This is a genomic window from Oceanicola granulosus HTCC2516 (assembly GCF_000153305.1).
GTDB lineage: Bacteria > Pseudomonadota > Alphaproteobacteria > Rhodobacterales > Rhodobacteraceae > Oceanicola > Oceanicola granulosus.
The window spans coordinates 339,409-346,281 of sequence record NZ_CH724108.1 but is presented as its reverse complement, the minus strand read 5'-3'; the positions used below and the strand labels follow the sequence as shown (position 1 = coordinate 346,281).

Annotated in this window: 8 protein-coding genes; 1 reads left to right on the top strand and 7 read right to left on the bottom strand. The window is 71.7% G+C overall.

Features of this window, described 5'->3' with window-relative positions; all coding sequences use genetic code 11:
* Positions 1–304 (bottom strand): PAS domain-containing protein (locus tag OG2516_RS14035; RefSeq protein ID WP_007256366.1); only part of this gene is annotated, 304 nt, incomplete at its 3' end.
* A gap of 5 nt (positions 305–309) precedes the next feature.
* Entirely contained in the window at positions 310–1,119 is an 810-nt protein-coding gene (locus tag OG2516_RS14030) for an alpha/beta fold hydrolase (RefSeq protein ID WP_007256365.1), read from the bottom strand.
* Between the two features lie 253 nt (positions 1,120–1,372).
* Between OG2516_RS14030 and dkgB the strand changes: the two genes are divergently transcribed.
* Positions 1,373–2,185 carry a 2,5-didehydrogluconate reductase DkgB gene (dkgB, locus tag OG2516_RS14025; RefSeq protein ID WP_007256364.1) on the top strand — a complete coding sequence of 271 codons (813 nt, stop codon included), beginning with the start codon at positions 1,373–1,375 and terminating at the stop codon, positions 2,183–2,185.
* 101 nt (positions 2,186–2,286) lie between these two features.
* On the opposite strand, the gene OG2516_RS14020 is transcribed toward dkgB, so the two are convergent.
* The 5 genes from OG2516_RS14020 to OG2516_RS14000 are packed head-to-tail and all read right to left on the bottom strand — an operon-like array spanning position 2,287 to position 6,846.
* Entirely contained in the window at positions 2,287–3,606 is a 1,320-nt protein-coding gene (locus OG2516_RS14020) for a cytochrome P450 (protein ID WP_245544324.1), read from the bottom strand.
* Positions 3,554–4,264 (bottom strand): ABC transporter ATP-binding protein, encoded by a 711-nt coding sequence (locus OG2516_RS14015; protein ID WP_007256362.1) that lies wholly within the window; start codon positions 4,262–4,264, stop codon positions 3,554–3,556. Before OG2516_RS14015 ends, OG2516_RS14020 begins: the two co-directional genes overlap by 53 nt.
* Positions 4,257–5,006, bottom strand: coding sequence for an ABC transporter ATP-binding protein (locus tag OG2516_RS14010; RefSeq protein ID WP_007256361.1), 750 nt, complete (start codon positions 5,004–5,006; stop codon positions 4,257–4,259). Before OG2516_RS14010 ends, OG2516_RS14015 begins: the two co-directional genes overlap by 8 nt.
* Positions 5,003–5,986 carry a branched-chain amino acid ABC transporter permease gene (locus OG2516_RS14005; RefSeq protein ID WP_007256360.1) on the bottom strand — a complete coding sequence of 328 codons (984 nt, stop codon included), beginning with the start codon at positions 5,984–5,986 and terminating at the stop codon, positions 5,003–5,005. Before OG2516_RS14005 ends, OG2516_RS14010 begins: the two co-directional genes overlap by 4 nt.
* Positions 5,983–6,846, bottom strand: coding sequence for a branched-chain amino acid ABC transporter permease (locus OG2516_RS14000; protein ID WP_007256359.1), 864 nt, complete (start codon positions 6,844–6,846; stop codon positions 5,983–5,985). Before OG2516_RS14000 ends, OG2516_RS14005 begins: the two co-directional genes overlap by 4 nt.
* Positions 6,847–6,873 lie beyond the last annotated feature (27 nt).

Sequence of the window (6,873 nt, the reverse complement as noted above, 5' to 3'; positions counted from 1 at the left end):
TCCCGCTCAGCAGCACCGGCAGGGTCGAGCCGTCGGTGACCTCGAGCATGCAGGAGATCTCGCGCACATGCCCCTGCAGCCGCATCATCGGCGCGATGTGGGTCTCGTAGTAGATCCGGCCCGGCGTGGTCAGGAGCTCCGGCAGCGTCCCGCCCGCCGCCGGCAGGTCGGCCCGGCCGGTCCAGCGCGCGAGCGTGGCGTTGACGTAGGTGAGGTCGCCGTCGGGATCGGTGATCGCGATGCCGCAGGGGGCATCGTGCAGCAGCTCAACGGCGACGTCGGCCGCCGGCCGATGATTGGCCATGCCCGTCACCGGCGGCCGAGGCCATCGCGGATTGCCGCGACGACGTCGCCGGGAACGGTCATGTGCGGGCAATGCCCCCTCGCCTCCAGCACCGTCAGGGTGCTGTCGGGGATCTCGCGCTCCATCCACTCCGCCGCCGCCATCGGCACCAGCGCATCCTCGCGGCAATGCACGATCAGCGACGGGCGCGCGGCCCTGGCCATCGCGTCGCGGCAGTCGGTGAGGAAGGTGAGCCGGCCGAAATGCGCCGCGATGTCGGGATCGGTGCGGCAGAAGCTCTGCGTCAGCTCCTGCGCTTCCTCGCCGTCCTCGGGCTGGCCCATGATGGTCGGAGCCATCTGCGACGACCAGCCGAGGTGATTCTCCTCGAGGAACGCGATCAGCCCCTCCAGCTCCTCCCGGGTGAAGCCCCCGACATAGCCGCTCGCATCGTCGTTCACGAAGGCGGGCGACGGCGAGACCAGCGCCAGCCGCGCCACCCGCTCGGGCGCGGCGTTGGCGGCGAGGACGGCGATGCTGGCGCCGATCGAGTGGCCGACGAGGATCACGTCCTCGAGCTCGAGCGCGGCGAGGATCCCGATCAGGTCGTCGGCGTGCGCCTCGAGCCGGTCGTAGCGGTCGAAATCGTAGGCGGCGAGGTCGGACCGGCCCATGCCGGTGAGGTCGTAGGTGACGATCCGGTAGCGGTCGGCGAAGGCGGGCACCACCTGCCGCCACATGCTCTGGTCACAGCCGAAGCCGTGCACGAAGACCATCGCCGGGCCGTCCTCGCGCCCGGCCAGAGTCACATTGTTGCGCGCGATCGCGTCCCTCATCACCCGTCCTCCGTGCCCCGTCCGTCCATACTAGACTCCCGCCTCGAGCGGGCAAGGATGCTGCGCCGCCCCGGCCAAACACGTTTACGCTACGACACCTCCCGCCCGCGACGCCGCGTCACGTCGCGGAGCCCTCGTAGCGCGCAGGGATCCCGCTGTTCAACCTGCCGCGGCCCGGGCAGCGGTCTCTTGCCGGTTGCCCTCGCGGCACCGCCCGCTAGCTTGCGTCCGGCAGCCACACGGAAGGAACAGGATGCAGCGGGTCAACGGAATGCCGGCGCTCGGCCTAGGTACGTACAAGCGGCGCGGCGAGGAGGGCACGGAGCTGATCCGGCGCGCGCTCGAGGTCGGCTACCGCCACCTCGACACCGCCCAGCTCTACGAGAACGAGGCCGATGTCGGTGAGGCCCTGCGCCGCTCCGACCTGCCGCCCGGGGAGGTCTGGATCACCACCAAGATCGCGCCCGCCAACTTCGGCGACGGCCTGCTCGTCCCGAGCCTCGAGGAGTCGCTCGAGCGGCTCGGGCTCGACGCGGTCGACCTGACGCTGATCCACTGGCCCTCGCCCAACAACGAGGTGGCGCTGCCGGTCTACCTCGAGCAGCTGGCCGAGGCGAAGGCGCAGGGCCTGACCCGCACGCTCGGGGTGTCGAACTTCCCCATCGCGCTGATCGACGAGGCCCGCGAGATCCTCGGCGACGGCGAGATCAAGACAAACCAGGTCGAGCTGCACCCCTACCTGCAGAACCGCGCCCTCGCCGACCACTGCGCGGCGCACGACATCGCCGTCACCTGCTACAAGCCCATCGCCGACGGCAGCGTCGCCGAGGACCGGGTGCTGCGCGAGATCGCCGACAAGCATTCCGCCACGCCGACGCAGGTTTGCCTGTCCTGGCAGCTCGCCGAGGGCTGGGTCGCGATCCCCACCACCAGCCGAGCCGACCGGCTCGAGGAAAATTTCGGCGCCCAGCAGGTGGCCCTCGACGACGAGGACCGCGAGCGCATCGCGCGGCTCGACGCGGGCAAGCGCTACGTCGACCCCGACACCGCCCCCGACTGGGATTGACGCCCCGGCCCGGCCGCGCCTCCCGCGCGCCGCCGGGCCGTTCGCGCCATACCCGCTTCATCTGGCCGAAAATATGCAAATCCGCCGCGGCCGCCCGCGGCTCATTTCGGCACGAAGCGCAGCCCCATCCGATCGAGCGCGCGGATCGCGTTGTTGGGCCGCCAGACCGGCGGCGCGGTGATCTCGATCCGCGCCACCCGCTCGGCCAGCGCCGTCAGCAGCGCCTCGCCCTCCGCCCGCGCCAGGGTCTGGCCGACGCAATTGTGGATGCCGACGCCGAAGGCGAGGTGTCCCATCGGGCGGCGCGCGATCCGGAACTCCGACGCCGCCTCCCAGTGGGTCTCGTCGAGATTGGCCGCGCCGAGGCAGCAGAGGATCTTGGTCCCCGCGCGGATCGCGACGCCGCCGACCTCGGTGTCGACGCCGGCGGTGCGGCAGAAGGAATGGACCGGCGAGGTGACGCGCAGCACCTCCTCGAAGCAGGGCCGCGCGAGGCCCGGATCCGCCGCGAGCGCCGCCATCGCGCCGGGGTTGGTGGCGAGGCACCAGAGCGCGTTGCCGAGGGCGGAGACGGTGGTGTCGACGCCCGCCGAGAGCAGCGAGCGCACCAGCATCCCGGCCTCCTGCGGCGTGATCTCCTCGTCCTCGGCGGCGGCGTGGAGCGCCGCGCCGAAGCCGCCCGCGACGAGGTTCTCGCGCGCGCAGGCGGCGTTGATCCACGGCACGATGTCGCCCGCCCGCGCCATCGCCCTGCTGCGCAGCGCGTTGTCGGGGCCGAGCGCGTTGAACACCATCGCGCCGTAATCGACGAGCCGCCGCGTGTCGCTCTCCCTGAGGCCGACGGCCTTCGGGAACACCGTCGCCGGGAAGGCCTCGGCGCAGGCGCTCACCGCCTCGAACGGGCCATGCGCGAGGAGCCGGTCGACCAGCGCCCCGGCCTCGGCGCGGAAGAGGTCCTTCATCGCGGCCACGGCGCGCGGCGACAGGGCGCGCGTGATCACCCGGCGGGTGCGGGTGTGGTACGGCGGGTCGGCCTCGAGCACGATGGAGGGCGACCGCCACGGCTCGCCGTACAGGAAATCCTGCAGGCCCACGCCGCGCGACGAGACGAAACGGTCGTGATCGCCGAACACCTCGCGCGTCTCGGCGTAGCGGCCGCAGACCAGCATCCTGTAGCGCGTCAGGTAGACGAACGGCCCCTTCGCGCGCAGCTCGGCGTAGTAGGGCGCGGGATCGGCGAGGAGCGCCGCGTCGTAGGGGTCGATGTCCCAGCTCGCGACGCCCTCGGGCGCGTCGATGGCGATGTGTCCCTCGTGCATCTCCATGCCGGCGGCGTCCTCCTCGCGGGCGACCCTAGCCGCGCCGCCGTCAGCCTGCCAGACCGACTCCCACGTGGCGGTCGAGGATCGCCGGGTCGGCAAGCACCCCCACCGCCGGGCCCTCGTGGACGATGCGGCCGGTGTCGAGGATCACCACGCGGTCGGCGAAGCGCAGGGCGAGATCGGCATGCTGCTCGACGAGCACGATGGTGCGGCCCTCGGCGGCCAGGCGCTCGAACACGTCCATCAGCGTCTCGCAGATCACCGGGGCCAGCCCCTCGAGCGGCTCGTCGAGCAGGATCACCTCCGGCTTGCCCATGAGCGTGCGCGCGATGGCGAGCATCTGCTGCTCGCCCCCCGACAGCTGCCCGCCGCCGTTGCGCCGCCGCTCGCGCAGGCGGGGGAACAGCGCGTAGGCCTGCTCCAGCCCCCAGCCGCCGCGCCCGGACTGGCCGGCGAGCAGGTTCTCCTCCACCGAGAGCGAACGGAAGATGTCGCGCGTCTGCGGCACGAGGCCGAGCCCGCGCGCCTGCCGCTTGTGGGGCGGCAGGCGCGAGATGTCCTCGCCGTGCAGCCGCACCGCGCCCGCGTGCAGCCGCGTCAGCCCCATCATCGTCGCCAGTGTCGTCGTCTTGCCGACGCCGTTGCGCCCGATCACCGCGAGCCGTTCGCCGGGAGCGACGGAGAGCGACATCTCCTCGAGCACGTGGGTCTCGCCGTAGCCCGCCGTCACCTGCTCGAGCGTCAGGATCTCACCCATGCGCCGCTCCCAGGTAGAGCTCGCGCACCCTCGGATCCGCGGCGATCTGGGAGGGGGTGCCCTCGGTCAGGATCGCGCCGGCGACGAGCACGATGATCGAGCGCGCGACCTGGAAGACGAGCTTCATGTCGTGCTCGATGATCAGCACGGCGAGGTCGGACGGCAGGCGCTCGATGGCCTCCACGATCAGGTGGCTTTCCGACGACGGCACCCCCGCCGCCGGCTCGTCGAGGATCAGGATACGTGGCCGCAGCGCCAGCGTCAGCGCCAGCTCGATCAGGCGCTGCTGCCCGTAGGCCAGGCTCTCCACCGGCGCGTCGGCGTGGCGCAGGAGGCCGAACTGGTCGAGCAGCGCCGCGACCTCGTGCTCGACGGCCGGATCGCCGTCGGCGCGGGCGAACATCCGCAGGCCGCGCCGTTCGCGCTCGAGCACCGCGAGGCGCAGGTTCTCGCGCACGGTGAGCCGTTTGAACAGGGTGGTGATCTGGAAGGTCTTGGCGACCCCCGCGCGCACCCGCCGGGCCGCGCTGAGCGGACGCAGGTCTCGCCCGTCGAGACGGATCTCGCCCGAGGTGGGGCGGTCGATGCCGGTGATGAGGTTTGCGAAGGTGGTCTTGCCCGCGCCGTTGGGCCCGATCAGGGCCTTGCGGTCGCCCGGGCGCAGGTCGAGCGTGATGTTCTTCGACACGGTCAGCCCGCCGAACGCCTTGTTCAGCCCGCGCACTTCCAGCCCCGCGCTCATCGCCGCACCAGCCCCGTCAGCGCCTTCGGCAGGCCGAGCAGCCCGGCGGGGACGAAGAACACCACCGCCAGCACCAGCGCGCCGATCAGGAACAGCCAGTTGAACGGGTCGACCGCCGCCGCGACGTGCTCGACCAGCATGAAGATCGCCACCCCCACCACCGCGCCGTAGAGCCGTCCGGCCCCGCCGAGCACCAGCATAATGAGCGCCTCCGCCGAGTGGTCGAAGTTGAAGACCTCGAGGCTCACCAGCGCCGTCACCTGCGCCGCCAGCGCCCCCGCCACCCCGGCGATGCCGCCGGCGATGGTGTAGATCCAGACGAGCCGCCAGTAGACCGGCGTGCCGATGGCGCGCATTCGCTCGGGGCTCTCCTGGATGCCGCGCGCCGACAGCCCGAGCGGCGAGTTGACCACCACCTTGAGGAACAGCAGCACGAGGATCAGCACCGTGAGCACGTACCAGTAGCCCGCGCGGCCGATGAAATCGAACTCCCAGAGCCCGAGGATCGGGTCCATCCGGATCCCCCGCAGCCCGTCCGCCCCGCCGGTGAGCGGGCGCGCCTTGTTGGCGACCTCCTGCAGCACCTGCGCCACGGCGATCGACAGCATCAGCAGCGTCAGCCCGTGCGCGCGCATCAGCACGAGCCCCGAGACGAACGCGATGCCCGCCCCCGCCACCGCGCCCGCCGCGAGGCCCAGCAGCGGCGAGGCGGTGACGTGGATCGCGATCAGTCCGGCGGCGTAGGCCCCGGTGCCGTACATCGCCGCCTGCCCGAGCGTGGCGACCCCGGCATAGCCGAGCACGAGGTCGAGCGAGAGCACGAAGACGATCATGATGAGGATGCGGCTCAGGAAGCCGAGATCGTAGGGGAACAGGAAGAACAGCCCCACCCCGACGGCGAGGATCACCGCCTCCCACAACAGCCCGCGACCGGCCAGCAGCGGGCGGCGGGGGGCGACGTCGGACGCGCTGCTGCTCATGCCGCCCGCCCCAGCAGCCCCTGCGGACGCAGCGCCAGCACGAGGATCGTGACGAGGAAGAAGAAGATCGTGCCGAAATCGGGCACCATGTAGCGCGCCGTGGTGTCGAGGATGCCGAGGCCGAGCGCGGCCAGAAACGAGCCGGTGATCGAGCCCATGCCGCCCACCGCGACGACGATCAGGAAGTGCACCATGTAGCGCAGCGGGTAGTAGGCATCGACGGGCAGAAGCTCGGCCCCGAGGATGCCGCCGAAGGCCGCGAGCCCGGCGCCGAGGGCGAAGGTGATGGCGAAGATGCGTCCGGTGTCGATGCCCAGCGCCGAGGCGGTGGCCCGGTTGTCGACGGCGGCGCGCAGCCGGATGCCGTAGCCGGTGCGGTCGATCAGCGCCCAGAGCCCGAGCGCCGTGGCGAGGCCCGCGCCGATGACGATCAGCCGGTGCATCGGCAGCGAGCGGAAGCCGAGATCGACGGTACCGCTCCAGGCGTCGGGCAGCGGGATCGCCAGCAGCGTCGAGCCGAGCCAGAGGTTGACGGAGGCGATCATCAGGAAGGTGATGCCGATGGTGGCCAGCACCTGCTGCAGCTCGCCCATCCGGTAGATCGGGCGGTAGAGCACCCGCTCCATCGGCACCGCCAGCGCCACCACCGCGCCGATGGCCAGCAGCGCAGCCGGCACGAACGGCAGCCCGAGCCGTGCGCCGAGGTAGTGGACCCCGGCCCCGCCAAGCATGGCGAAGCCGCCGTGGGCGAGGTTGATCACCCGCATCAGCCCCATCGTCACCGAGAGGCCGACGGAGATCATGAACAGGATCATCCCGTAAGCCACCCCGTCGACCAGGATGTTGAGTAACGTGCCCATCTGCCCCCGCCGCGCCTCGGCCCGCCC

Coding starts and splice junctions, on each gene's coding strand:
- OG2516_RS14000 (WP_007256359.1), bottom strand. CDS start 6,846: ATGGGCACGTTACTCAACATCCTGGTCGACGGGGTGGCTTACGGGATG.
- dkgB (WP_007256364.1), top strand. CDS start 1,373: ATGCAGCGGGTCAACGGAATGCCGGCGCTCGGCCTAGGTACGTACAAG.
- OG2516_RS14030 (WP_007256365.1), bottom strand. CDS start 1,119: ATGAGGGACGCGATCGCGCGCAACAATGTGACTCTGGCCGGGCGCGAG.
- OG2516_RS14005 (WP_007256360.1), bottom strand. CDS start 5,986: ATGAGCAGCAGCGCGTCCGACGTCGCCCCCCGCCGCCCGCTGCTGGCC.
- OG2516_RS14010 (WP_007256361.1), bottom strand. CDS start 5,006: ATGAGCGCGGGGCTGGAAGTGCGCGGGCTGAACAAGGCGTTCGGCGGG.
- OG2516_RS14015 (WP_007256362.1), bottom strand. CDS start 4,264: ATGGGTGAGATCCTGACGCTCGAGCAGGTGACGGCGGGCTACGGCGAG.